The organism is Luteibacter sp. 3190 (assembly GCF_031456385.1).
Taxonomy (GTDB): Bacteria; Pseudomonadota; Gammaproteobacteria; order Xanthomonadales; family Rhodanobacteraceae; genus Luteibacter.
This window is the reverse complement of record NZ_JAVDUO010000006.1, coordinates 118712-143849: the sequence shown is the minus strand read 5'-3', so window position 1 is coordinate 143849 and position 25138 is coordinate 118712. Positions and strand designations below refer to the sequence as shown.

At 68.1% G+C, this 25138-nt stretch carries 26 protein-coding genes and 1 tRNA gene; 16 read left to right on the top strand and 11 right to left on the bottom strand.

The annotated features are described in order from the left end of the window. Nucleotides 1–264 precede the first annotated feature (264 nt). From ruvB to queC, 10 genes are all read left to right on the top strand, one after another. Nucleotides 265–1305: a Holliday junction branch migration DNA helicase RuvB gene (gene ruvB, locus J2X58_RS18780; RefSeq protein WP_090055192.1), complete on the top strand. Its 1041-nt coding sequence runs from the start codon at nt 265–267 to the stop codon at nt 1303–1305. Further along, complete coding sequence (ybgC, locus tag J2X58_RS18775; RefSeq protein WP_090055190.1) at nt 1302–1709, top strand: tol-pal system-associated acyl-CoA thioesterase; 408 nt, start codon at nt 1302–1304, stop codon at nt 1707–1709. Before ruvB ends, ybgC begins: the two co-directional genes overlap by 4 nt. Before the next feature lie 29 nt (nt 1710–1738). Continuing rightward, nucleotides 1739–2422, top strand: coding sequence for a protein TolQ (gene tolQ, locus J2X58_RS18770; protein WP_090180747.1), 684 nt, complete (start codon nt 1739–1741; stop codon nt 2420–2422). A 7-nt stretch (nt 2423–2429) separates the two neighbouring features. Further along, nucleotides 2430–2882 carry a protein TolR gene (gene tolR / locus J2X58_RS18765; RefSeq protein ID WP_089977708.1) on the top strand — a complete coding sequence of 151 codons (453 nt, stop codon included), beginning with the start codon at nt 2430–2432 and terminating at the stop codon, nt 2880–2882. Then, nucleotides 2869–3813 carry a cell envelope integrity protein TolA gene (locus J2X58_RS18760; protein ID WP_090055187.1) on the top strand — a complete coding sequence of 315 codons (945 nt, stop codon included), beginning with the start codon at nt 2869–2871 and terminating at the stop codon, nt 3811–3813. The genes tolR and J2X58_RS18760 overlap by 14 nt, the downstream gene beginning before the upstream one ends. Before the next feature lie 125 nt (nt 3814–3938). Next, the gene (gene tolB, locus J2X58_RS18755; RefSeq protein ID WP_254779203.1) at nt 3939–5255 is read left to right on the top strand and encodes a Tol-Pal system beta propeller repeat protein TolB; all 1317 of its coding nucleotides are present in this window, start codon (nt 3939–3941) and stop codon (nt 5253–5255) included. A gap of 243 nt (nt 5256–5498) precedes the next feature. Continuing rightward, nucleotides 5499–6008, top strand: coding sequence for a peptidoglycan-associated lipoprotein Pal (pal, locus tag J2X58_RS18750; protein ID WP_090055184.1), 510 nt, complete (start codon nt 5499–5501; stop codon nt 6006–6008). Nucleotides 6009–6011: 3 nt separating this feature from the next. Continuing rightward, on the top strand, nt 6012–6863 hold the full coding sequence (gene ybgF, locus J2X58_RS18745; RefSeq protein WP_177191211.1) for a tol-pal system protein YbgF: 852 nt from the start codon (nt 6012–6014) through the stop codon (nt 6861–6863). A 4-nt stretch (nt 6864–6867) separates the two neighbouring features. Beyond that, complete coding sequence (gene queE / locus J2X58_RS18740) at nt 6868–7560, top strand: 7-carboxy-7-deazaguanine synthase QueE (RefSeq protein ID WP_090055183.1); 693 nt, start codon at nt 6868–6870, stop codon at nt 7558–7560. A 21-nt stretch (nt 7561–7581) separates the two neighbouring features. Then, entirely contained in the window at nt 7582–8265 is a 684-nt protein-coding gene (gene queC / locus J2X58_RS18735) for a 7-cyano-7-deazaguanine synthase QueC (RefSeq protein ID WP_090055181.1), read from the top strand. 70 nt (nt 8266–8335) lie between these two features. Here queC and J2X58_RS18730 read toward each other — a convergent pair. The 9 genes from J2X58_RS18730 to J2X58_RS18690 form a co-directional block, all read right to left on the bottom strand. After that, nucleotides 8336–8411 (bottom strand) — tRNA-Lys (locus J2X58_RS18730). A 64-nt stretch (nt 8412–8475) separates the two neighbouring features. Then, nucleotides 8476–9420 carry a DedA family protein/thiosulfate sulfurtransferase GlpE gene (locus J2X58_RS18725; protein WP_090055179.1) on the bottom strand — a complete coding sequence of 315 codons (945 nt, stop codon included), beginning with the start codon at nt 9418–9420 and terminating at the stop codon, nt 8476–8478. A gap of 79 nt (nt 9421–9499) precedes the next feature. Beyond that, the gene (locus J2X58_RS18720; protein WP_310050299.1) at nt 9500–10846 is read right to left on the bottom strand and encodes a HAMP domain-containing sensor histidine kinase; all 1347 of its coding nucleotides are present in this window, start codon (nt 10844–10846) and stop codon (nt 9500–9502) included. Between the two features lie 144 nt (nt 10847–10990). Continuing rightward, nucleotides 10991–12022 (bottom strand): phosphate/phosphite/phosphonate ABC transporter substrate-binding protein, encoded by a 1032-nt coding sequence (gene phnD / locus J2X58_RS18715; protein ID WP_310050296.1) that lies wholly within the window; start codon nt 12020–12022, stop codon nt 10991–10993. A 91-nt stretch (nt 12023–12113) separates the two neighbouring features. Next, nucleotides 12114–12797 carry a response regulator transcription factor gene (locus J2X58_RS18710; protein WP_090055173.1) on the bottom strand — a complete coding sequence of 228 codons (684 nt, stop codon included), beginning with the start codon at nt 12795–12797 and terminating at the stop codon, nt 12114–12116. A 90-nt stretch (nt 12798–12887) separates the two neighbouring features. Then, entirely contained in the window at nt 12888–14795 is a 1908-nt protein-coding gene (locus tag J2X58_RS18705; RefSeq protein ID WP_254779201.1) for a hybrid sensor histidine kinase/response regulator, read from the bottom strand. A 78-nt stretch (nt 14796–14873) separates the two neighbouring features. Beyond that, nucleotides 14874–15578, bottom strand: a complete 705-nt coding sequence (locus tag J2X58_RS18700; protein ID WP_310050289.1) for a VTT domain-containing protein — start codon at nt 15576–15578, stop codon at nt 14874–14876. Nucleotides 15579–15594: 16 nt separating this feature from the next. Continuing rightward, nucleotides 15595–16152 carry a nucleoside deaminase gene (locus J2X58_RS18695; protein ID WP_090055168.1) on the bottom strand — a complete coding sequence of 186 codons (558 nt, stop codon included), beginning with the start codon at nt 16150–16152 and terminating at the stop codon, nt 15595–15597. Beyond that, nucleotides 16152–17879: a glutamine--tRNA ligase/YqeY domain fusion protein gene (locus J2X58_RS18690; RefSeq protein WP_310050285.1), complete on the bottom strand. Its 1728-nt coding sequence runs from the start codon at nt 17877–17879 to the stop codon at nt 16152–16154. Before J2X58_RS18690 ends, J2X58_RS18695 begins: the two co-directional genes overlap by 1 nt. A gap of 99 nt (nt 17880–17978) precedes the next feature. Here J2X58_RS18690 and J2X58_RS18685 point away from each other — a divergent pair, with 99 nt between their 5' ends. Both J2X58_RS18685 and J2X58_RS18680 read left to right on the top strand, forming a co-directional pair. Beyond that, on the top strand, nt 17979–18251 hold the full coding sequence (locus tag J2X58_RS18685) for a DUF2007 domain-containing protein (protein ID WP_090055164.1): 273 nt from the start codon (nt 17979–17981) through the stop codon (nt 18249–18251). Nucleotides 18252–18280: 29 nt separating this feature from the next. Then, nucleotides 18281–18799 (top strand): adenine phosphoribosyltransferase, encoded by a 519-nt coding sequence (locus J2X58_RS18680; protein WP_310050281.1) that lies wholly within the window; start codon nt 18281–18283, stop codon nt 18797–18799. On the opposite strand, the gene J2X58_RS18675 is transcribed toward J2X58_RS18680, so the two are convergent. Both J2X58_RS18675 and oxyR read right to left on the bottom strand, forming a co-directional pair. Beyond that, the gene (locus J2X58_RS18675) at nt 18793–19413 is read right to left on the bottom strand and encodes a hypothetical protein (RefSeq protein ID WP_090180766.1); all 621 of its coding nucleotides are present in this window, start codon (nt 19411–19413) and stop codon (nt 18793–18795) included. The two genes, J2X58_RS18680 and J2X58_RS18675, sit on opposite strands and share 7 nt — an antisense overlap. A gap of 12 nt (nt 19414–19425) precedes the next feature. Next, nucleotides 19426–20385 carry a DNA-binding transcriptional regulator OxyR gene (gene oxyR, locus J2X58_RS18670; protein ID WP_310050313.1) on the bottom strand — a complete coding sequence of 320 codons (960 nt, stop codon included), beginning with the start codon at nt 20383–20385 and terminating at the stop codon, nt 19426–19428. A gap of 159 nt (nt 20386–20544) precedes the next feature. On the opposite strand from oxyR, the gene J2X58_RS18665 reads away from it, so the two are divergent. From J2X58_RS18665 to J2X58_RS18650, 4 genes are all read left to right on the top strand, one after another. After that, nucleotides 20545–21093, top strand: coding sequence for a peroxiredoxin (locus J2X58_RS18665; protein ID WP_090055160.1), 549 nt, complete (start codon nt 20545–20547; stop codon nt 21091–21093). A gap of 195 nt (nt 21094–21288) precedes the next feature. After that, nucleotides 21289–21831, top strand: a complete 543-nt coding sequence (locus J2X58_RS18660; protein ID WP_090055159.1) for a carboxymuconolactone decarboxylase family protein — start codon at nt 21289–21291, stop codon at nt 21829–21831. A 102-nt stretch (nt 21832–21933) separates the two neighbouring features. Beyond that, entirely contained in the window at nt 21934–22293 is a 360-nt protein-coding gene (locus J2X58_RS18655; RefSeq protein WP_310050275.1) for a DUF1428 domain-containing protein, read from the top strand. 95 nt (nt 22294–22388) lie between these two features. After that, nucleotides 22389–25073 (top strand): M1 family metallopeptidase, encoded by a 2685-nt coding sequence (locus J2X58_RS18650; RefSeq protein WP_310050273.1) that lies wholly within the window; start codon nt 22389–22391, stop codon nt 25071–25073. The last annotated feature ends 65 nt before the right edge of the window (nt 25074–25138 follow it).

The following is a 25138-nucleotide window of genomic DNA, read 5'->3' as shown; positions in this document are numbered from 1 at the left end:
GGTGGGCGGTGTCGGCGCGCGCCCTGCGCGCGACATGTTTTGAGGCCGTGAGCTTCAGGGCCTGAGCTCCTCGCGAAAGGATGTCGCGCGCAGGGCGCGCTCCTACAGCGGTGTTATCCACATGCGGTGTGGATACGCCTTGCATAACCGTGTGGACAAGTCCGCTTCGCGCTTCGGCGTCAACGGGTTGCGTTGTGCTGGTCATTCGGTGACCAGGGCGCGGGACGGCCGCGTCACGGGCCGCAGACCTGCCATAATGCGCGCATGTCCGAGCACCGCATCATTTCTTCCGCCGCCGCCATGGACGACGAGGCGCTGGAAGCGAGCATCCGTCCGAAGAGGCTGGCCGAGTACCTCGGGCAGCGGACGGTGCGCGAGCAGATGGCCATCTATATCGAGGCCGCCCGCCGTCGCGGCGGGGCGCTGGACCATACGCTGATCTTCGGGCCGCCCGGGCTCGGCAAGACGACGCTTTCCCACGTGATCGCCAACGAGCTCGGGGTGAGCGTCCGCTCCACGTCGGGCCCGGTGCTCGAGCGCGCCGGCGATCTCGCCGCGCTGCTGACGAACCTCGAGGCCAACGACGTCCTCTTCGTCGACGAGATCCACCGCCTTTCGCCCGTGGTGGAAGAGGTGCTCTACCCGGCGATGGAAGACTTCCAGATCGACATCATGATCGGCGAGGGCCCCGCGGCCCGCTCGATCAAGCTGGACCTGCCACCCTTCACGCTGATCGGCGCGACCACCCGTGCCGGCCTGCTCACGGGCCCGCTGCGCGACCGCTTCGGCATCATCCAGCGGCTGGAGTTCTACAGCGTGGACGAGCTGACCGCGATCGTCCGCCGCGCGGCGCGCATCTTCGGCATCGAATGCGAGCTCGAAGGGGCGGTGGAAATCGCCCGCCGCTCGCGCGGCACCCCGCGTATCGCCAACCGCCTGCTGCGCCGCGTGCGGGACTTCGCCGAGGTCCGGGGCGACGGCCGCATCACGCACGAGCTGGCGCGCGCCGCGACCGACATGCTCAAGGTGGATGCCGAGGGTTTCGACGACCTGGACCGCCGCCTGCTCGGCACGATCATCCGCAATTTCGACGGTGGCCCGGTCGGCGTCGAATCGCTCGCCGCCGCGCTCAGCGAGGACCGCGGCACGCTCGAGGACGTCGTGGAGCCCTACCTGATCCAGCAGGGATACCTGATCCGGACCGCCCGCGGCCGCATGGCCTCGGCCAAGGCCTGGCGACACCTGGGGCTCAATCCGCCGCCGCGCCAGAACGCCACCCCGGACCTGTTTTCGGACGAGGCATGAGCGTCTTCCGCTGGCCCGTGCGCATCTACTGGGAAGACACCGACGCGGGCGGGGTGGTCTACCACGCCAACTACGTGCGTTTCATGGAGCGCGCCAGGACGGAGTGGCTGCGGGCGCAGGGCATCGACCAGCTGGCCCTGCGGCGGACGACCGGCCTGGGCTTCGTGGTGCGCGACATGCACCTCGATTTCCTGCGGCCGGCCCGTCTGGATGATGAACTTCAGGTCAGCGTGGTCGTCAAAGAACGCCGTTCAGCCAGTATGCTGTTCGATCAGGAGATCGTGCGAGGGGACGAATCGCTGGTGCGCGCCACGGTGCGCGCGGCCTGTGTGAACCTCGATACGATGCGCCCGGCCCAGATCCCCGCGGATCTGTTCCCAGAAGATTTTTCCTTTACCCGATAGCCAGATACCCGGCGGAGAGCCTGCAAGCGATGAACGGTGGACTGAACATTTTCAAGCTGGTCGCGGAAGCGAGCCTGCCGGTACAACTGGTGATGCTCCTCCTGCTGGTGTTCTCGTTCCTGTCGTGGGTGATCATCATCCGCAAGTACAGCCAGCTGAAGACGGCCCACGACAACGCCGAGACCTTCGAAGACCGCTTCTGGTCGGGCGCCGACCTGGCCGCCCTGTTCCGGGAAGTGGGCAACCGCGAGGGCCAGCACGGTATCGAGAACGTGTTCGAGGCCGGCTTCCGCGAGTTCGCGCGCCAGCGCCAGCGCCGCGTCACCGACGCCAACCGCGTCATCGAGGGCTCCGAGCGCGCCATGCGCGTGGCCGGCACCCGCGAGATCGGCAAGCTCGAGCAGAACCTCGAATTCCTCGCCAACGTCGGTTCGATCAGCCCGTACGTCGGTCTGTTCGGCACGGTCTGGGGCATCATGGGCGCCTTCCAGGGCCTGGGCGAGATGAAGGACGTGACGATCTCGGTCGTCGCCCCGCACATTTCCGAGGCGCTGATCGCCACGGCCATGGGTCTGTTCGCCGCCATTCCGGCCGTCTGGGCGTACAACCGCTACGCCAACAAGGTCGAGCGCATCGCGTCGCGCTACGAGGTGTTCCAGGAAGAGTTCTCCTCGGTCCTGCAGCGCCAGATCCACTCCGACGAAGTGGCCTGAGCCCCACATGGCCACGCGTAACGTCTACCGCCGGCACAAGCGGAAGCTGAAGTCCGAGATCAACGTCGTGCCGTACATCGACGTGATGCTCGTGCTGCTGATCATCTTCATGGTCACCACGCCCATGATGAACCTCGGCGTCGACATCCAGCTGCCGCAGACCAAGGCAAAGTCCCTCCAGGACAAGAAAGACCCCGTCGTCGTGTCCGTCGACGAGGCGGGCCAGATCTACCTCACCGCCAATGGCGCCAAGCGCGAGCCGGTGAGCGCGGACGAGTTCAGGACGAAGATCACGGCGTTCCACAACGCCAACCCGGAGCTCCAGGTGCTCGTGGCGGGCGACCAGCGCGTCGGCTACGGCAAGGTCTATTCGATCCTCCCGATCCTCCAGGAAGCGGGCGTCTCCAAGATCGGCCTGATGAGCCAGCCGGAGTCGGGCGCGCAGAATGGAAAACCGTAACGGCACGCCCCGCGCGGTCGTCCTCGCCGCGCTCCTGCACGTCGCGATCGTGGCCTTCCTGGGCCTCGCCGTCATCCCGTGCTCGGATTACGAGAAATGGGCCGAAGCGCTCGGCCTGCCGGCGGAGTGGAACCCGCTGAAGTGTCCCGCGCCGCTCGAGCTTCCGGGCCAGATCATCGAGGCCACGCTCGTGGGCCCGACCGGCAGCCCGCCGCCGAAGGCCACCAAGGTCAAGCCGACGCCGGACACCACGCCGCCGCCGCCCGTGGTGCCGACGCCGCCTCCGCCGCAGCCCGAGAAGCCGAAGGTCGAGACCCTGCCGCCGCCGCCGAAGCAGCCGGACCTCAAGGACCAGGAAGAAGTCGTCGACGACGCGGTCCAGAAGGCCGAGGACGCCAAGCGCCTGCAGGAAGAGAAGCAGCGCCAGCGCCAGGCCGAGCTCGACGCCCAGGCCGAGCAGAAGAAGAAAGAGAAGCAGAAGGAAATCGACGACATCTTCAAGCAGCTCGACGCGGCGAAGGCGCAGACCAAGAAGGCCGACACCACGAAGAAGCAGGCCGAGCAGCAATTGAAGGACCTGCAGAACGCCAAGGACGACGGCCTGCCGGACCTGCCGCCAGCCGACCAGAAGCAGTCGGGCACGAACGGCCGCGACACCGGCAAGCTGGGGCAGTACCTGGCCGCGATCCAGAACTCGGTGACGAGCAACTGGCTGCGTCCGGACAACATGCCCAATGCCTCCTGCCAGGTGCATATCGTCCAGGTGCCGGGCGGCCAGGTGCTGAGCGCCAAGGTCGACTCCAGCTGCCCGTACGATGCCGCCGGCCGGGCGTCGATCGAAAACGCCGTGCTGCGAGCCCAGCCGTTGCCCTACCAGGGCTTCGAGGACGTCTTCCAGCGCAACCTCACCTTCACGTTCAGGCCGCAATGATGGTGCGCGTCCCGCCCCGGGCTCATGCCGGGGCGGGGCGGTTCATAGACCGGTCACGCACGAAGCGACCGTCGCGCTAACATTTCGCCGCCGTCCCACATCTTCAGGTCGCAATGAACCAGCCCATGCGCAGAATGCTTTCCCGACTCGCCATCCTCGTCGTCGCGCTGACCGGCTTCGTGGCCGGCCCCGCCGCCGCCCAGTCGCTCAACGTGGACATCGTCGGCGGCCTGAAGACGGCGACCCCGATCGCGGTCGTTCCGTTCGCCCAGGCCGGCGGCGCGCCGCTGCCGACCGACGTCGCGGACGTCATCCGCAACGACTTCAACCGATCGGGCAAGTTCCGCTCGCTCGACAAGGCCGACATCGTCGAGACCCCGTCGCAGGGCTCGGACATCAAGTTCGCCACCTGGCGTCTGCTCAAGCAGGATTTCCTCACCATCGGCCGCATCAGCGACGCCGGCGGCGGCATGCTCAAGGTCGACTACGAGCTGTGGGACGTGAACAAGCAGCAGAGCCTGCTGGCGCAGTCGTTCACCGCCCCGGCGGGTGACCTGCGTGGCGTCGCCCACCAGATCGCCGACCAGATCTACGAAAAGATCACCGGCGTCCGCGGCGCGTTCTGGACCCGCATCGCGTACATCACCGCGGTCGGCGTCGGCAACAACACCACCTATTCGCTCATCGTGGCCGACTCCGACGGCTTCAACCCGCAGGTCGTGGCCCGCTCGCGCGAGTCGCTGCTGGGTCCGGCCTGGTCGCCCGACGGCAGCAAGATCGCCTACGTCTCGTTCGAGAGCGGCAACTCGGCGGTCTACGTGCAGAACATCAACACCGGTTCGCGCAGCCTGATCGCCTCGCACCCGCGCGGCATCAACAGCGCCCCGGCCTGGTCGCCGGACGGCAGCAAGCTCGCCGTGAGCCTGTCGTACGTCGGCAACCCCGAGATCTTCGTCATCGACGTGGGCAGCCGCGCGGAAACCCGCCTGACCAACAACTTCGCGATCGACACCGAACCGACCTTCACCCCGGACGGCCAGAGCATCATCTTCACCTCCGATCGCTCGGGTAAGCCGCAGCTCTACCAGATGTCCGCATCGGGTGGCGCGGCCCAGCGCCTGACCTTCCAGGGCGGCTTCAACGCCAGTGCGTCGGTGAGCTACGACGGCAAGCAGATTGCGATGGTGCAGGGCAACGGGAACGTGTATCGTATCGCCATCATGGACCGTAGTCTGGGTGGGCAGGTGCGCTTCGTTTCCCCGGGTAACGTGGACGATTCGCCCAGCTTCGCGCCCAATGCCAGCATGCTGCTCTATGCGGCGTCGCAGGGTACGCGAGGCGTCCTGTATGCGGTTTCGGCAGACGGTCTGGTGCGCCAGCGTCTCGTCCTCTCGGACGGCGACGTGCGCGAACCGTCCTGGGGACCCTATCGACAGCGCTGATGGCGCGCCCTCGCGGGCGGCGACATAAGCAAAGTCCAGGGAGGGGCGCGGCGTGGCCGCGCCTTTTCTGCGGACGGAGTTCCATCGGCGGTCGCCCCCTGGGCGGCCGTCGGTACGAAAGACGACGGGTGCGGGACAGCACCCGTCGGCGTAGATGTAAGTAGAAAAACAGCCGGACAACCGGCGGTGCCTGTCCCGAAACGAAAACCGACTGTCGGAACTCAACTGTTGAAGGAACGTCCCATGAATAAGACCGTTACCGTCACCCTGGCTGCCCTGCTCTGCGTTGGCGCGGCCGCGTGCTCCAAGAAGAACACCAAGCCGGCTCCGATGCCGGAGCAGCAGCCGGTCGCCCAGACCCAGGCCCCGACCAGCGATGGCAAGTACCAGCCGTCCGATCTCGACACCGACGCTTGCCTGCGTCAGCGCGTCGTCTACTTCGACTTCGACAAGAACGACGTCAAGCCGGAGTTCCAGCAGATCATCGCTTGCCACGCCAAGTACCTGCAGGACCGTCCGCAGTCGGCGATGACCCTCGAGGGCAACACCGACGAGCGCGGCACGCGCGAGTACAACCTGGGCCTCGGCGAGCGCCGTGGCAATGCCGTCTCCAGCGCCCTCCAGGCCGCTGGCGGTTCGGCTGCCCAGGTCAACGTGACCAGCTATGGCAAGGAAAAGCCGGTGTGCCGCGAGCACAACGAAGACTGCTGGGCCAAGAACCGTCGCGTTGAGATCGTCTACACCGCGAAGTAAGTAATGAAGAAGACACTGGCTACCAGTTACATGGCCAGGCTTGGCGTGGCGGGCGCATTCGCGTCCGCCACGCTTTTTGCCGTCGTGGCCCACGCCCAGGACTCCCGCCTCAGCCTCGCAGACCGCGTGTCGCGGCTCGAGCAGCAGTCGCAGGCGCAGGCCGGCACGACGTCGCTGGTCAACCAGGTCAACGATCTCCAGCAGCAGGTGTCGCAGCTGCAGGGGCAGATCGAAGAGCTCCAGCACCAGAACCAGCAACTCCAGGATTCCCAGAAGGCGCAGTACGCGGATCTCGATTCGCGCCTGGGTCGTCTCGAAAAGGGCGGTGCCGCCTCCGCGCAGCCCGCGCCTTCGGCCACGACGCCGTCGGCTCCGCCTCCGGCGGCCGTTGCCGCCACCCCGGCCGCCCAGGCCACGCAGGCTTCCGCCGCGGCGCCCCAGAGCGCGCCGTCGCAGCCCGCGAGCGCCGACCAGCAGGCCGCCTACGACGCCGCGTTCAAGTCGCTGCGCGCCGGCGATTACGTCACGGCCTCGCGCGGTTTCCGCGACTTCCTGGTGAAGTACCCGGACAGCCCGCTCGCGCCCAACGCCTATTACTGGCTGGGCGAGTCTTACTACGTGACCATGAACTACCCGGTCGCGATCGAAGCGTTCCAGCGCCTCGTCAAGCAGTACCCGCAGAGCGACAAGGTCTCCGACGGCCTGCTCAAGGTGGGCTACTGCCAGATCGAACTGAAGCAGCAGGACGCCGCCGTGGCGACCCTGAAGCAGGTCACCACCAAGTATCCGGGCACCAAGGCCGCGGGTCTCGCACAGGAACGCCTGCGCCGCCTGCAGCGCCAGACGGCCAACTGACGTCATGACTGGCAACACCGCAACTCCGGCGGACGTCTCGCCGGCATCGCCCGTCGCGGAACGCCTGCGCATCACCGAAATCTTCCATTCCGTGCAGGGCGAGGCCGACGCGATCGGCTGGCCCACGGTCTTCGTCCGCCTCACTGGCTGCCCGCTGCGCTGCGTGTGGTGCGATACCGAGTATTCGTTCCACGGTGGCCAGTGGCACGACATCGACGCGATCCTCGCCGAGGTCGCCAGCCACGGCGCGCGGCACGTCTGCGTGACCGGCGGCGAGCCGCTGTCACAGAAGCGCTGCCTGATCCTGCTGCGCAAGCTGTGCGATGCCGGGTACGAGGTATCGCTCGAAACCTCGGGCGCCCTCGACGTCTCCGCCGTCGACCCGCGCGTGCGCAAGGTGATGGACCTCAAGGCGCCGGATTCCGGCGAGAGCGCCCGCAATCGCTGGGCGAACCTCGACCACCTGCTGCCGCACGACCAGGTGAAGTTCGTGATCGCCAGCCGCGCCGACTTCGAATGGTCGCGCGACGTCGTGGCCGAGCACGCGCTCGACCGCAAGGTGATGGTGCTGTTTTCTCCCGTGTGGTCGAAGGTCCAGCCGCGCGAACTCGCCGAATGGATCCTCGCCGAACGCCTGCCGGTACGTTTTCAGTTGCAGCTGCACAAGCTGCTGTGGAACGACGCCGCGGGACACTGATTCGAATCAGGTAACGACGTCATGAATGCTCCGAACGCTCCCCGCAAGGCCGTGATCCTGGTGTCCGGCGGCATGGATTCCGCGGTTACGATCGCGATGGCCCGCGAGCAGGGCTTCGAGGTGTATGCGCTGAGCGTCGCCTACGGGCAGCGCCACAGTTCCGAGCTCGAGGCGTCGGAGCGCGTGTCGAACCTGCTTGGCGCGGTCGTGCACAAGACGGTGCACGTCGACCTGCGCAGTATCGGTGGCTCGGCGCTCACGGCGGATATCGACGTGCCGGAGGAAGGCGGCGACGGCATCCCCGTTACCTACGTACCCGCCCGCAACACGATCATGCTGTCGATCGCGCTCGGCTGGGCCGAAGTGCTCGGCTCGACGGACATCTTCTGCGGCGTCAACGCCGTGGACTACTCCGGGTACCCCGATTGCCGTCCCGCGTTCATCGAGGCCTTCGAGGCGCTGGCGAACGTCGCGACGAAGGCGGGCGTCGAAGGCGCCGGCATCCGCATCCACGCACCCCTGATGCAGATGGGCAAGGGCGACATCGTGCGCGAGGGCATGCGCCTCGGTGTGGATTTCGCGGAAACCGTGAGCTGCTACCAGGCCGATGCGCAGGGTCGCGCCTGCGGACACTGCGACGCCTGCCGCCTGCGCGCCGAAGGCTTCGCCAAGGCCGGTGTGCCGGATCCGACGCGTTACGTGTGATTCGTCTCGCCGTGGATACCGGCGTGCGCCGGTATGACGTATCGGGAGCGCATGGCGCGCAAGAAGCGAATGGTGGGTCGTGCCGGATTCGAACCGGCGACCTACGGATTAAAAGTCCGCTGCTCTACCAACTGAGCTAACGACCCACACGCGGGAACCGGCAAGTTTACGAGGCGGCGGCCGACGGCACAACCCGAGCGGGTGCCGCGTTCAGGTGGCCACGACGATCGCCTCGACATCGCCGCCCGCTTCGCGCCACGCGCCGAGACCCCCCGTGAGGGGGCGCACGTTCGCGAACCCGAGCTTGCTCAGCCGCTCGGCGACCTTGGCCGCGGAGACTTCGTTGGGGCACGAGCAATAGATGACCACGGAGCTGTGACGGGGCAGGGTGGCCAGTTCGACGTCTGCGGTCGCGAGATCGAACAGCTTCGATCCGGGAATGACGAACGGGTCGTCGCGCCGGCTCATCGCCGAGCGCACGTCGACGATCAGCGCGCCGGGCTCGCTGGCGAGCAGCATCGACAGTTCGTCCACCGAGATCCGCGTCTTGCGCAGGCGCATGATCAGCACCGTGCGGCGCACGTAGCGGAACACGATCCACAGCGCCAGCGCGATGAGCCCCGCGGCGGCGAGGCCGATGCCGAACTGGCGAAGGATCGCGAGCACCGCGTCGATCTGCCGGTAGAACAGCATGCCGGCGGACAGGCCCACGGAAATCCACAACGCGGCGCCGAGGAGGTCGTAGACGGTGAAGCGCGAGAACCGCGTGTCGCTGGCGCCCGCGATCGGAATGGCGACCAATGAGAGCCCCGGTATGAAGCGCGACACCAGCAGGAGCTTGACGCCGCGCTTCTCGAAGAAGCCGCTCGCCCGGCGCACGCAGGTGTCCGGCGAGAGCGAGATGCGGCAGAGCCCGTCCAGTACGCGGTAACCGAAGCGACGGCCGGTCAGGAACCAGGCGGCGTCGCCGAGGAACGCGCCGGCGAGGGCGGCGACGAACGTGCCGATGATGAGCAGCGGGTCGCGCGCGGCGACCAGCGTGCTGCCGACGACGATGAGCGTCGGCATCGCGGGCACGGGCAGCCCGACGGCGCCCGCGAACACGCCGACGAACGCCACGATGGGCGCGGTGTCCGACCAGTTGATGCTCGCCACGCCCGCGTTCCTCGAAAAGGTTCTTCAGGTAGCAATCCGCGAACGATACGCCGGTCCGCGGTCGGCGGACAGGGGCCGGTCAGATCGCCGGGTGACGGCTCAACGCGGCGGCCGTGCGGGCGGACGCGCCGATCGCCATGGCATCGAATTCCGCCCAGAACAGGCTGCCGCGCCCCGGGCTCGAGCGCACCCCGATGCGGCCGCCGAGCGTGTCGGCGATGCGCCGCGCGACGGCCAGTCCGAGCCCGTATCCTGGATGGCCGGGGAGTCGGGTGAACTCTTCGAACACGCGCGTTTCCAGGCCGGGCTCGAGGCCCATGCCGTTGTCGCGCACCTCGAGCCGGATCGCGTCGCCGCGTCGACGGAGCGCCACCAGCACGCGGCCGTGCGGCGTGCTCAGCACCGCGTTGGCGACCAGTCGATGGAGCAGTTCGCCGAACAACGCGGGATCGGTCCGGATCGGCAGGCGGCCGCCGCGCCAGCGGACGTCCACGCCGAGGCGCGCCGCGTCGGCCTCGATGCCCGCGCGGCCGCGCACGAAGAGATCGGACGCGATGAGGTCGACCGTGGCGGGTTCGACGGCCCCGGCGTCGAAGCGCGCCATCTCCAGCAGGCCGTCCAGCAGTTCGCCAAGCCGGGTAAGGCTGCTGCGCATCTGCCCGAGCACCGCGCGCTGGCGCAGGTCCTCGCCGGGCTGCATCCCGGCGACGAACAGGGAAAGCGCCTGAAGCGGCTGTCGGAAGTGGTCCCCGACCTGTTCCACGAAGCGCGTATGCCGCGCGATGTCCTGCAGGCGTTGGCGCAGCGCGTCGGCGAGGGCGGCGTCGTGCCGCGCGCGAAGCTCGACGAGCTCGTCGAGCAGTGCGTCGATCTGGTGCCACTCGTCGGCGTCCGGCGCGACGTGCGTGCCGCGCGGATGCAGGAAACGGTCGATGCGGCTGCGGACGCGCTCCACGGGCGCGACCACCTCCCGCTCGATCGCACGCCGCGCGAACGCGAAGACGATCATGACGCCGGCGCATAACAGCAACGTCATGAGCAACCCGGCGACGCGACGTTCGTGTGCCGCGCTGCCGTCGCTTACCGTTTCCAGGTTGCCCTTGCTGGTGTTCACGAGCAGACGCAGCGCGCGCGCCTCGTCGAAACGGCGGCCGCTGTCCACGACGAGATCCGGGGCGTCGTCGCGGTGCAGGATCGCAAGCCGCGTCGACGGGCTGCGCGAGAGCGCGCTGGCGAGCGCGTTGCGCAGCGCGTCGTCGCCGCTCCATCCCTCCAGGGACGATCCGATACGCATGGACTGGATACGTGCCACGGCCTGCGACTCGGCATCGATGGCGCGCATGTGCTGCACACCGAGCATGATCGACAGCGCGAGCGCGACGGCGACCATCGGCAGCAGTCCCTTGAGGACGAGCTGCCGTCGCAACGATGCTGGCCTTCCTGGCGTTGGCGGCGACGCGGTCATGAGGCGGCCTTCTGGCACGAAGCTTCATGACGAATCTATGAAACGCGCGTTCGTCGCGCGATAGACAAGGGGAGCTAACCTTGCCGGCCTATACCTTTCGGTCTATCACTTGTCGCGGAGCCGCGCGATGAGCGCATCGTGGTCGATGCGGATCTTGCGGAATCGCGCGTCGCGCGCGCCGTCGCTCACCCACTGCGCCGACTCGGCGCGGCGTTTTTCCAGGGCGTATTCGATATCGGCGAAAGGTACGAGCTCCGCGTTGCCGGCAGGCGCGAAGCCGCTGATGTCGTGGATGAGCTTCAGGTTCGCCTCTTCGCGCGCACCGTCCTTGCCCTTCCCGTAGCCCGTGATGAAGGCGGCCACCTGTTCGCGCAGCGCGGGAGGCAGGTCGTTGCGGATGACGATCACCGCGTGCGGAATCAGGGACGATTTCCACAGCACGTGCAGCCGCGCGTACTGGTCCGGGAAGTGCTGCCGGAAGCGCTCCAGGTCGGCCGAGTTGTTCGTCGCGACGTCCACCTCGCCGTTGGCGACGGCCAGCGCGTTGTTCTGGTGGTTGTCGATGTGCACGCTGGCGAAGAACGTGTCCGAATCCAGTCCGCGTGCCGCGAACAGCTGGGTTTCCGGCACAAGGTAGCCCGAAACGGAGAGTGCCTCGCCGCGCGCGAAGCGCCACTTGCCGGGCCGCGCCAGCAACTGGTCGACGGTGCGGATGCGCGAATCGGTCGCCGTGAGCAGCACGGCGTAGTAACCGCGGGAGCCGTCGCCGCGCGTCAGCCGGCCGATCACCTGCATGTTCTGCCGGGTGACGGCGTCGAGCGCGAGGCGTCCCGACAGGAACGCGATGTCGACGCGCTGCTCGCTGATCGCCTGCGCGATGCCTTCGTAGGTGGTCACGGAGATGGCACGGATGGGGCGACCCAGTGCCTTGTGCAGGTCGTCCAGCATCGGCCGCCACGCGTCCAGCGATTCGGCGGGACCGCCGATGGGGAGGATGCCGAAGGTCAGTGGCGCATCGGGATCGACGCTGCCCGCCGAGGTGCCCATCGCGGGCATCTGGAACAGCACGCAGGCGAACCACGCGGCAAGCCAGCCGCGCAGCCACAACCTCGCCGCACCGTTCACGCCTGATCGCATCGCGCCTGCCCCGCGTCGTGTCCGCGTACTTCGCGATCCGTGCGTCCCCCGACCCGCATCCAGGCCGGCGGTATGGTTCCGGTGCCGGTCGTCAGTCGCCCAGGTGCTGGGCGGCGACCAGCGCCTCGAGGCGGTTGCGCACGTGGAGCGCGCGGAAGATCGCCGCGAGATGAATCTTGACGGTGCCCTCGCTGATGCCGAGCTCGCGTGCGATCAACTTGTTCGGGCGGCCCTTGGCCAGCAGCTTGAGCACGTCGATCTGGCGCTCGGTGAGCACGGTGGCCAGGCGCTCCTTCGTCGTCAGTCCGTCGCCGTTGGAAGCGAACGCCGGCGCCATCGTCGGTACCGAGGCGGATTTCATCGCTTCGGGCGGCACGTAGATGCCGCCGCCGACGACGAGCCGTACGGCGTTGAGGATGACGTCGGGAGGCGACGACTTCGGTATGTAGCCCTGGACGCCGAGATCGAGCACATGGCGAATGGCCGAGGGGTCTTCGGTGCCCGAGAGCACGATGACCGGCCGCGCCCGCGACGAGCCATCGTCGCCCGGGTCCTTCAGCGCCGCCACGGCATGCTCGATGTGTTTGACGCCATCGGCGCCGGGCATGGCCATGTCGATCAGCGCGACCTCGGGAAGCGGCTGGGTCGCGAGCACGCGTTCCAGCTGCGCCACGGTTTCGGCCTCGACGAAAACGACGTCGTCGCCCAGCTCGCGAAGCTTGAGCTTCACGCCTTCGATGATGAGCCGATGATCGTCCGCGATCAGGACACGCATGCCTTCCCTCCGCCCGCGTGGACCGCGAGCCACCCCGTTGACCGGGACCATAGCCTCACCGGGGCGCCACGGCAAGCAGGCCATCCGGTCTCAGACGGCCGCATGATGGACAGTCCACGCCGAAACCATTACCTGGTGCAGCCGCTCGGGTGAGACGGGCTTGAACAGCACCTGCGTCGTCGCCTGGTCGATGTTGCGCAGGAAGTCGCCGCGCGTCTCGCCGGTGATGAGTACGCGGGCGAACGGCGGTGGATCGCCGGGGCGGCGCCGGTAGTAACGATCCAGCAGCGCGAGCACGTCGAGGCCGGTGCCCTCGCGCAGGCGCAGGTCCGAGATCACGATGTCCGGCGGCTGCATCCACTGATGCACGGCCTCCATGGCCTGCTGTGCGTCTTCGGCCGTCATCACCTCGCAGCCCCAGCTGCCCAGCAGATAGCTGATGCCCGCCAGGATGGTCGGCTCGTCGTCGATGACGAGCACGCGCATGCCGACGATGTCGCGCGGGATGCCGGGCGACGGTGCGGGCGCGGCCACCGGCTCGGCCGTGCCGACACCCGGCTGCGCTTCCGGCAACGTGACCGAGAACAGCGTGCCCTTGCCGGGTTTGGACCGCACGCTGGCGCGCGTGCCGAGCAGGCCGGCGAGCTTCTGCACCGTGGACAGCCCGAGGCCCAGACCCCGCCGCGTGCCCTCCGGTCGTCCCGCTTCGGGGCCGCTCTCCACGCGGTAGAACTCGTCGAAGATGTGCTGCAGGTGTTCGCTCGCGATGCCGAGGCCGGTGTCCCAGACATCGACCCGGACGGAGCCGTCGAGCCGGCGCCGCGCGCCTACCAGCACGCCGCCGCAGCGCGTGTAGCGCAACGCGTTGCTCACGAGGTTGTTCAGGATGCGCGCGAGCATCGTGCGGTCGGCGCGCACCCAGAGGCCCGTGGTGCGCACGACCAGGCGCAGATCGTGCTGCTCGGCCACCATGCGGAAGTTCACGCTCACTTCCTCGAACACCTCATCGAGCGGCACGTCGCGTACCACCGCCGGCATCGCGCCGGTCTCGAGCCGGGAGAGGTCGAGCAGTTCGCCGAACAGGTGGTCGAGGGATTCCACGCACTCCTGGATGTGGGCGATGCGGTTGAGCCGGATCGGATCGTATTCGTCCACCGCGAGGCCGGACGAGAAGAGGGTCAGCGCATAGAGCGGCTGGCGCAGGTCGTGCGAGGCCGCGGCGAGGAAGCGCGCCTTGGCGACGCTGGCCGCCTCCAGCGCGGCGTTCTTGCGGGCCAGTTCCTCGGTGGCCGCGACGATCTCGCGCTCCATGCCGATCTGCGCGTGCAGCAGCTTGGAAGCGGCGCCGTTGAAGCCGCGTTGCAGATCGCCGATCTCCGTATCGTCCGTGACCGGAACGACGACGGTGCGGTCGCCGAGGCCGAGCTGGCGCACCGCGATGGCCAGGCTCCGCAGCGGCGCGCTCAGCCAGCGCGCGGTCGACCAGCCGATCATCACGGCGATCAGCAGGCTGAGCGCGAGCCACACCAGCGCGTTGTGCACGCTCGCGCGTTGCGCGGCGATCGCGTCCTCGACGCTGACGTCCACGGTGACGGAGCCCACGGCGCGGTGCGTCGTCGGATCGAGGATCTCGCGTGCGACGGTCAGGCTGTCGTCGTCGCCACCGACCGAGCCGTTGACCCGGTCGGCCACGATCTCACCGTCGCGGTTCGCGATGCGGACGCGCGATACCTGCGGCAACTGCACGATCGACTGCGCGATACGCCCGAGTTCGCGGCGCTCGCCCGTCCGTAGCGCGTCGCCCGACACCGAGGCCGCCTGCTGGGCGATGGCGTCCGCGGTGGAGCGGCCCATCTCGTGCAGGGTGTCCATCTGGTGGCGGGTGAGGAGCGTGACCAGCAGGACCGCGCTGATGGCGGTGGGGACGAGCGCGACGCACGTCAGGCGCTGCACGAGCGACGTGCGGCGCCAAACCTTTTCCAGCCATGGAGCGGTCATGTCACGCATTCGGTTCCCCCGGCACGGCGCCTTGGGGCGGCGAGCGAGGCTTTAGCCTAGCGCAGAAACACGGGTGGGTCAGTCGTCGCGGCGCAGGCGCGAACGGATAGTCCGGATGGCCAGGGGCAGGATCGTGAGCACCGCGAACGCGCCCAGCGGGAGCAGGATGCGGCCGTCCAGGAACCTGCCGGCCGTGATCGGGCCGTCGCTGGCGAGCGTGGCCGCGAGGCCCGCACCGACCGAACTCTCCACGAAGAGCGAGACGGTGCCGCCCAGCCACGTGGCGCCGAGGAAGAGCCAGAGGGGACAGCGCAGCCAGGCCAGCGCCACGGTCATGGCGCCCAGCGGCACGATGGGGACGAAGCGCAGCGCGAGGGTGTACGTGACGGGGTGCGCGGCGTAGCCCTCGCGCAGCTTGCGCGCGAAGGCCGGGGGTTCGCGGCCGCCCGGGCCGAACGCATAGCGGCTGGCGAGATAGAGCAGCAGCGAGCCGAGGACGAGCGCCACCGACGACAGGGCCGTGCCTTCCAGGGCGCCGAAGAGCAGGCCACCCGCGAGGACGATCACGATCGTGCCGGGCACGCCCGTCGCGATGGCCAGGGTCAGCACGCCCACGTACGCGAAGCGCGCGAGGACGGGATTCGCGGCGATGCCCGATCGGAGCATGCCTTCGTCGGCCAGCAGGCGGTGCGGGTCGAAACGGTCGAGCACGCCGCCGGCGAGCAGCGTCGCGCCAGCGGCCAGCAGCAGGCACAGCGGCAGGATGGCGCGCCAGCGGGTCACCGGGCGCGCCGCGCGATCAATATGCGACGCCCGATTCGCCGTAACGGCGCAGCACCTCGCGCGCGCGGTCGCGCAGGATGTCGCGCCGAACCGCGATGCCGCGACGCTCGAGCTCGCCGATCCAGTCGGCAGGCAGGGGGCCTTCGTCGAACGGGGTGAGTTCCTCGACGTCTTCCGAGCGGGCGCCGATCAGGAGCTCGTCGATGCCCGCCCAGACGGTCGCGCCATAGCACTGGCAGCAGGGCTGGGAGCTCGTCGCCAGCACGAAGCGGCTGCCGTCCTCGTTGAGGCGGAACCGCTGCAGGCGCTGCTGCGCCGTCATGTACGCCATCATCTCGGCGTGCGCCACCGAGCAGGTGTGCGGCACGACGCGGTTGGTGCCCACCGAAACGATGCGGTCGTCGCCGTCGAACACCACCGCGCCGAACGGGCCGCCGGTGGCGAGATCGACGTTGCGCGCCGAGAGTTCGATCGCGAGGCCGACCTTGGCCTCGTCGCCGGGGTACGTCGTGGTCGTGTCGACCGCGTCGTGCACCCAGGCGGGCAGCGTGAGATGGATCTGCGCGTAGAGCATCAGGCCTGCTTCGCCCACGAATCGCGCAGGGTCACCACGCGGTTGAACACCGGTGCGTCGTGCGTGTGGTCGTGCATGTCGGCGACGAAATAGCCCAGGCGCTCGAACTGCATGCGGTCCTCGCGCGCCGCGCCGGCGGCCGCGGGTTCGACGAAGCCGTGCACGACGCGGCGCGAATGCGGGTTGATGTGGTCCTTGTACGTCTTGCCGTCGCTGTCGTCGTCGGGATCGGTGACGTCGAACAGGCGATCGTACAGGCGCACCACGGCCGGCACGGCGTCGCGCGCGCTGACCCAGTGGATCGTGCCCTTCACCTTGCGGTCCGAGCCCGGCATGCCGGTGCGCGTTTCCGGATCGAGCGTGCAGCGCAGCTCGACCACGTTGCCCGCGTCGTCCTTGATCACCTCGTCGCAGCGCACGATGCCGACGCCGCGCAGCCGCACCTCGCCTTCCGGCTTCAGGCGATGGAAGCCCTTCGGCGGCACTTCCGCGAAGTCCTCGCGCTCGATCCACAGCTCGCGCGAGAATGGCACGCTGCGGCTGCCGAACGACTCGTCCTTGGGATGGTTGGCGAACGTGAGCGTCTCGGCGTGCGCGTCGTCGAGGTTGGTGATCGTGAGCTTCAGCGGGTCGATCACGGCCATGCGGCGCGGCGCGGTGCCATCGAGGTCTTCGCGCACGGCGCCTTCGAGGACGCTCATGTCGATCGTGCTGTTCTGCTTGCTGACGCCGATGCGCTCCCAGAACAGGCGAATGCCCGCCGGCGTGAAGCCGCGACGGCGCACGCCGGCGATCGTGGGCATGCGCGGATCGTCCCAGCCGTCGACCAGGTTCTCGGACACCAGCGTGATCAGCTTGCGCTTGCTCATCACCGTGTAGTTGAGGTTGCCGCGCGAGAACTCGATCTGTCGCGGCTTGCTCGGCGACGTGGGCAGGCCGGCCTTGAGCAGGGGCTCCCACAGCGCGGGATCGTTGGCGAGATCGACCTTGTCGACGCACCAGTCGTACAGCGGGCGGTGATCTTCGAACTCGAGCGTGCACAGCGAGTGCGTGATGCCTTCCAGCGCGTCCGAGAGCGAATGCGCGAAGTCGTACATCGGGTAGATTGGCCACGCGTCGCCGGTGTTCTGGTGGTGCACCTTGCGCACGCGGTACAGCGCCGGATCGCGCAGGTTGATGTTGCCGGCCGTCATGTCGATCTTCGCGCGCAGCGTCTTGCTGCCGTCGGCGAACTCGCCCGCGCGCATGCGCTGGAAGAGGTCGAGGTTCTCCTCGATCGAACGGTCGCGGTACGGCGAGTTGCGGCCGGGCTCGGTGAGCGTGCCGCGGTACTCGCGCACCTCGTCGGCGCTGAGGTCGTCGACGTAGGCGACGCCGAGACGGATCAGCTTGAGCGCCGAGCGGTAGAACACCTCGAAGTAATCGGAGGCATGGCGCAGTTCGGCCCACTCGAAACCGAGCCACTTCACGTCGCGCTGGATCGCCTCGACGTACTCGACGTCTTCCTTCGACGGGTTGGTGTCGTCGAAGCGGAGGTTGCACGTGCCGTGGAATTCCGCGCCGAGGCCGAAGTTCAGGCAGATCGACTTGGCATGCCCGAGGTGCAGGTAGCCGTTCGGCTCCGGCGGGAAGCGGGTATGGATGACCTTGTGCTTGCCGGAGGCCAGGTCGTCGCGGACGATCTGGCGGATGAAATGCTGCTGCAGGACGGGCGTTTCGGTCGACATCGAAAGGACTCGGAGAAGTGGGGCGCGCAAACGGGGGAGTTTACCTCCGTTGGGCCCCGGACGCTTGCCGGACGCGCCGCCGACGGGTAGCGTGGAACCATGCGCATCGCCTACCACGCCGAGTCCCTGATCGACGCCCACCTCGTCAAGGACGCCCTCGAGCGGGCGGAGATCCCGGCGTTCATCGCCGGCGAATTCCTCACCGGCGCGGTGGGTCAGTTGCCGGCGCGCGACTTCCTCGCGGTGATGGTGCCCGACGGCGCGGCGGAAGCCGCCGAGGGCATCGTGCGCGCGATCGACGCCCAGCTGGCCGAGGCGCGTGCCGCCGCCGCGTCCGACGACGACTTCGGCGCGGTCACGTTTCCGGCCTGAAACGCCCCGACATTCTTCCAGGATCACCCATGCAGGCCTTCCACGACCTCGTCCGCGACGTGCCGGACTTTCCGCGTCCAGGCATCATGTTCAAGGACATCACCCCCTTGCTGGCCGATGCCGCCGCGTTCGGCGCGTGCATCGACGCGCTGTGCGAACCGTGGCGCGGGCAGGGCATCGGCGCCGTCTGCGGCATCGAATCGCGCGGCTTCATCTTCGGCGCGGCCATGGCCCGGGCGCTCGACGCCGGCTTCGTGCCGTTGCGCAAGGCGGGCAAGCTGCCGCCGCCGGTGGTCGGCGTCGACTACGGCCTCGAATACGGCATGGATCGCCTGGAGATCGGTTCGTCCGCGCTGGCGCCCGGCGAGCGCGTCATCGTCGTCGACGACGTGCTGGCGACCGGCGGCACGCTGGAGGCCGCCCGCCGCCTCGTCGAGCGACTGGGCGCCGAGGTGCTCGGGGCGAGCGTCGTCATCGAACTGCCGGGCCTGAACGGCCGCGGCAAATGGCCCGCGTCCCTGCCGCTGCACACCCTGCTGGCCTACTGATCGAAGACCTGCGCGCCGCCGGCGCCGGCGGCGCCGATGGACTCCACGAGCACGATCTCGCAGCCGCCGGCGCCGGTGTCCTCGCGCGTCAGCGAGGTGTTCCAGTGCCAGCCGTCGTCGCGCTTGATGTCCACCAGGAAGCCCTGCAGACGCACCACCTCGCCGGGCCGCACCTCGCGCAGCTCGCGCGCCACGGTGTCGTTGGCGGGGATCATGTGCATGTTGGCGCTGGAATCCTCGATTTCGCGGCGCGGAATCGGGTAGTGGTCGGTGTACCAGTAGTAGAACCGGTTCGACTGCGAGATGCGGATCCGGTCGAGCACCCCGCTGTCCGACATGCGGCCCCAGCCCATCGCCAGGTCCGTGGGCGCGATCGGCGCCAGGTCGTCGAACTGGTAGTCCTCGCGCGAGAGGACGCGGCCGGTCATGGCGAACGCGGCGCGCGTGGTCAGCGTGAAGCGGCCGCGGCTGAGCGTCGCGGCCTGCCCGACGTCTTCCTGGTCCGGTATGCCGCCGGCCAGTACGCCGGGGGCGTTGTGCACGGGCCGATGCTGCCACCAGGAGAAGGCGCCCCAGCCACAGACAAGGAGCACTACCGCGAGCCAGACGCGCATGTCACCGAACCGTCAGGAAGAGGGAAGGGCAACGCCCGTCGTCGATTCCCGTTGACCGGCCGTGCAGTCGCGGGTGTCGAAAAGGCCTGCAGGTACGTCGCGGATCACGGCCGCCAGCGCCTCGAAGAACGGCGTCATCGCGGAACTCTTCCGCCAGAGCATCGCGATGCGACGGCTGGGCGCGGGCGCGTCGAAGGCGACCAGGCTGACGTTCGGCGACTGGGCGACCGGAGGCTTCACGGCGAGCGACGGCAGCAACGTGATGCCGACGTTCGCCGAGACCATCTGCCGGAGCGTCTCGAGGCTGGTGGCGCGGAAGCCGGTCTTCTCGCCGGCGCCGGCCAGCTGGCAGACCTCCAGCGCCTGGTCGCGCAGGCAGTGGCCGTCCTCCAGCAGAAGAAGGTTCTGCTCCGAGAGGTCGTCCATCCGCAGCGAGCGCCGCGAGGCGAGTTCGTGGCTGCTGGGCACCGCCAGCACGAAGGGTTCCTCGAACAGGAATTCGGTGTGCAGCGAATCGTCGTGGACGGGCAGGGCGAGGATGCCGGCGTCCAGCGTGCCCTCGCGCAGCATGTGCAGCACCTGCTCGGTCTTCTCCTCGCGCAGCAGCAGCTCCAGCCGCGGGAAGCGCTCGCGCAGACGCGGGATCACGTGCGGAAGCAGGTAGGGCCCCAGCGTGGGGAAGATGCCGAGCCGGATCGTGCCCGATTCCGGGTCGCGGGTCCGCTGGGCGATGGAGCGGATCTCGTCGACCTGCGAGAGCACTGAACGGGCGCGGCGGGCGATTTCACGGCCCGTTTCCGTCAGGAGGACTTTCCGCGGGGTACGTTCCACGAGCGCCACCCCGAGTTCGTCCTCCAGTTTCCGGATCTGGGTCGACAGGGTGGGCTGGCTGACGAAGCTGGCTTCGGCCGCCTTGCCGAAATGCCGGTGCTCGGCCAGGGCGACGAGATAGGAGAGGTCACGCAGGTTCATGGCGGCACGCTCGGGGACGACCAGGCAATAGCCGTAGCCTATCACATTCATGCCAACAATCGATTTGGAATATATCGGCAGGACCGGTAAGCTTGCCTTCTGGTCGCGCCACGCAGCGCGCAAACGCGTTCAACCCACCCTCAACGGAGAGTCGAAAAGATGCTGAGCATTGGCGATAAGTTCCCCCAGTTCAACCTCAAGGCAGTGGCCGGTGGCCCCCTCGCCAACAAGATCGAAGACGCGTTCGTCGACATCTCGGACAAGTCGTACGAGGGCAAGTGGAAGCTCGTCTTCTTCTACCCGAAGGACTTCACCTTCGTGTGCCCGACCGAGATCAAGGGCTTCAGCGACCTCAACGAGCAGTTCGCCGACCGTGACTGCCAGATCCTCGCCGCTTCGACCGATTCCGAGTTCGTCCACCGCGCCTGGCGCATGGATCACGCCGATCTGAAGGACCTCAAGTTCCCGATGCTCGCGGACATCAAGAAGGAGCTGACGACGGCTCTGGGCATCCTGACCGACGAAGGCGTCGCCCAGCGCGCCACCTTCCTGGTCGACCCGAACGGCGAGATCCAGTTCGCCTACGTGACCGCCGGTTCCGTCGGCCGCAACCCGGACGAAGTGCTGCGCGTCCTCGACGCCCTGCAGACCGACGAGCTGTGCGCCTGCAACTGGAAGGCCGGCGACGAGACCCTGAAGGTCGCCTAAGCCTCACCCGGTCGTAAGTCCCTCGCCGCGGACCCTCCCTCCCCCCGCGCGGCGCGGGCAGTCCAGGGGCGGTGAAGTCCTCTTCACCGCCCCGTTTTTTACCTCTTCCCCCGACACCCCACGTGTCCCGCGTGAACCGGCGCCTTCGCGTCGAGCCATTCCGCGCCCCATTCATTCGAAAAAGAAGGTGCATCCATGAGCGTCGCCGATCTTCGCAGCCAGCTTCCCGAATACGCCAAGGACCTGAAGCTCAACCTCGATTCCGTGCTGAGCGAGGCGGGTGCGCCCGGCCTCAACAAGGCGCAGATCGCCATGGTCGCGCTCGGCTCCGCCTACTCCGCCCGCTACAAGCCGCTGACCGAAGCCATCGCCGCGTTCGCCGCCGAGCACGCCACGGCCGAGCAGCTGACCGCCGCCAAGGGTTCGGCCGCGATCATGGGCATGAACAACATCTACTACCGCTTCCAGCACCTGGTCAGCCATCCGGAGTACGCCACCATCCCGGCGAAGCTGCGCATGAACGTGATCGGCGCCTACAAGGGCGACGCCAAGAACGACTTCGAGCTCGTCTCGCTGGCCGTCTCGGCCGTCAACGGCTGCGGCATGTGCATCGACTCGCACGACAAGGTGCTGCGCGATGGCGGCGTCAGCGTCCAGGCCATCCAGAGCGCGGTGCGCATCGCCTCGGTGATCCACGCGGTCGCGGTCGTGCTCGAGCAGGCCGACGCGGCCGGCTGATTCGTCGCCCCGTTTGAGAAAGTCCGCAAAGGCCGCGTTTAACGCGGCCTTTCTTCGTTCTGCGCCACCCTCGCCCCCACCACACCGAGGGAGGGTCGCACCATGAGTTACGTCGATGGTTTCGTCGCGCCGGTTCCGCTCGACCGGATGGCGGACTACAAAAAGATGGCACGCAAGGCCGGGAAGATCTGGATGGAGTTCGGGGCGCTCGCGTACTCCGAATGTGTCGCCGACGACGTCAAGCCCGGCAAGGTCACCTCTTTTCCGCAGTCCGTGAAACTGAAGGAGGGCGAGGTCGTGGTGTTCTCCTGGATCGTCTACAAGAGCCGCCGCGACCGCGACCGGATCATGAAGAAAGTGATGGCGGATCCGAGGCTTGCGGAGTATTCGGACCCCAGGAACCTGCCTTTCGACGGCAAGCGGATGTTCTTCGGCGGGTTCAAGCCGATCGTGGAGTTCTGACGCGCCGCAACGGGGACGGGGTGCCTTCTGGCACTGTGTCGAACGTCATGCTTGTTCGCAGGATGGGGGTTCAACCACAGGGAGTCCCACCTGCCATGCGTCGTTTCGTCCGTCCCCTCATCCTCACCGCGCTCGCCACCTGCTGTGGCGCCGCGCTCGCCGCCGGCACGGACGCCGCGCCACCGCTTGGCCATCTCCCGACGTGGGCCCAGCCCGAGTCCTACAAGCTCGCCTTCAAGGTCGACCCGAAGCAGGAGGACTACTCCGGCTCGTCGACCATCCGCATCAAGCTCACGCAGCCGTCGGACTTCGTCTGGCTGCACGGCAAGGAACTGAAGGTCTCGAAGGTCACCGTGACCGACGCCGCCGGCAAGAAGCACACCGGCAAGTACACCGTCGCCGCCGAGAAGGAAGGCGTCGCGCGGGTGGATCTCGGCGCGAAGCTGGAAGGTGAGATCACGCTCGCGATCGAGTTCAGCGCGCCGCTCAACAAGCAGCTGCAGGGCCTGTACAAGGTCTCGCACGAAGGCATCCCGTACGCGATGACGCAGATGGAGCCGGTGTCGGCCCGCTACGCGTTCCCGGGCTTCGACGAGCCCTCGTTCAAGGTGCCGTTCGACATCCAGCTGACCATCCCGGCCGACGACCAGGGCGTCGCCAACACGGCCCAGATCAAGGAAGAGAAGGCTGGCGCGGGCTGGAAGACCCTCACGTTCTCGACCACCAAGCCGCTGCCGACCTACCTCGTCGCGTTCGCCGTGGGCCCGTGGGACATCGAGAAGGGTCCGGACATCACGCCGACGCAATACCGCACGACGGCCACCCCGCTGCGCGGAATCGCCGCCAAGGGCGAAGGCCACCGCATGAAGCACGTGCTGGGCGAGACGAACTCGATCATCCACACGCTCGAGGATTACTACGGCTTCGGCTATCCGTACGACAAGCTCGACCTGCTCGCCGCGCCGGACTTCAGCGCGGGTGCGATGGAGAACGCGGGCCTCGTCACCTTCCGCGACTGGCTGCTGCTGATCGATCCGGACTCGGCCGCGCAGTACGTGCGTGGCTCGTTCAACGTCAACGCGCACGAGCTGGCCCACCAGTGGACCGGCGACACCGTGACGATGGCCTGGTGGGACGACCTCTGGCTCAACGAGGCGTTCGCCACGTGGATGCAGCAGAAGGTCACCATCAAGGTGCACCCGGAATACCGCGCCGACCTCGACCGCGTCCGCGGCGCGCAGGGCGCGATGAACAACGACAGCCTCGTCAGCGCGCGCAAGATCCGCCAGCCGATCACCGGCAACGGCGACATCGAGACGGCGTTCGACGGCATCACGTACCAGAAGGGCGCCGCGGTCCTCGGCATGTTCGAGGGCTACGTCACCGATTCCGTGTTCCAGAAGGGCATGCGTGCGTACATCCAGAAGCACAAGTTCGCCAACGCCACGGCCGACGACCTGATCGATGCGATCGCCGAGGCCGCCGGCCAGGGCGACGCGTTCAAGAAGGCGTTCCGTACCTTCCTCGACCAGTCCGGCGTGCCGTACGTCAGCACGGAAGTGAAGACGGAAGGCGGCAAGACCGTGCTGCACCTGGCCCAGAGCCGTTACCTGCCGTTGGGCAGCACCGGCGACGCGAGCCGCGTGTGGGGCGTGCCGATGTGCGTGCGCTACGGCGTGGAAGGTGGCGGCAACAAGGTCAAGTGCGAGTTGCTCGACAAGGCCACCGGCACGATGGTCCTCGACGGCGCGGCGAAGAACAGCTGGGTGCTGCCGAACGCCGACGGTCGCGGTTACTACCGCTTCTCGCAGAGCAAGGCCGACCTGGCCGCGCTGGCGAAGGTGGTCTCGACGCTGACCGACGCCGAGCAGCTGGCCTATGCCGACGCCGTGCGCGCCGGCTTCCAGCACGGCGACCTCGACGCGGGCGATTACCTCGCCGCGACGAAGCCGCTGACCGCCTCGAAGACGCGCGAAGTGTTCACCGCGCCGATCGGCACGTTCAACTGGATCCTCGACAACGAAGCCACCACCGACGCGCAGCGCGAGCGCCTGCGCAAGTGGGCCACCGACGCCTACCTGCCGAAGCTCAAGCAGCTGGGTTACCGCAAGAAGGCCGGCGAGCCGGACAACGACACGATCACGCGCACGACCCTCGCCGGCTTCCTGGCCGACAAGGACATCGGCGTGCCGGAAGTGCGCGCCGAACTGCTCAAGCAGGGCGACGCGGCGCTGAAGACCAAGGACGGCAGGCTCGATCTCGACGCGGCCGATTCCGACATGCTCGCTTCCGCGCTCGGCGTGGCGGTCGAGGAGCGTGGCGCCCCGGCGGTCGAGGCCCTGATGGCCGAAGTGCCGAAGACGTCCGATCCTGCCAAGCGCAACGCGATGCTCATCGCGCTGGGCGACGCGACCGACCCGGCCCTCGCCAACAAGGTGCGCGACTTCGCCCTCGGCAAGGACGTGAAGGTGGGCGAGATGGCGATGGTGCTGCGCGGCGGTCGCGAGTCGGAAGCGACGCGTGCCGATCTGTGGAAGTGGTTCACGACGAACTACGACAAGATCGTCGCCCGCACCGGCAGCTTCGCCGGCGGCAAGCTGCCCGAAATGGCGGCCGGCGGCAGCTGCTCGAAGGCCGAAGCCGATCGCATGAGCGCGTTCTTCAAGCCGCGTCTCGGCCAGGTCAGCGGCGCCGACCGCGGCCTTGCGCAGACCAGCGAGCAGACCCTGCTCTGCGCGGCGCTGAAGGACAAGCAGGACCCGAAGGCGATCCTGCGCTAAACGACCATCGGTGCCACACGAAAGCCGGGCGAGCGATCGCCCGGCTTTTTTTGCGCCGAGCCGCC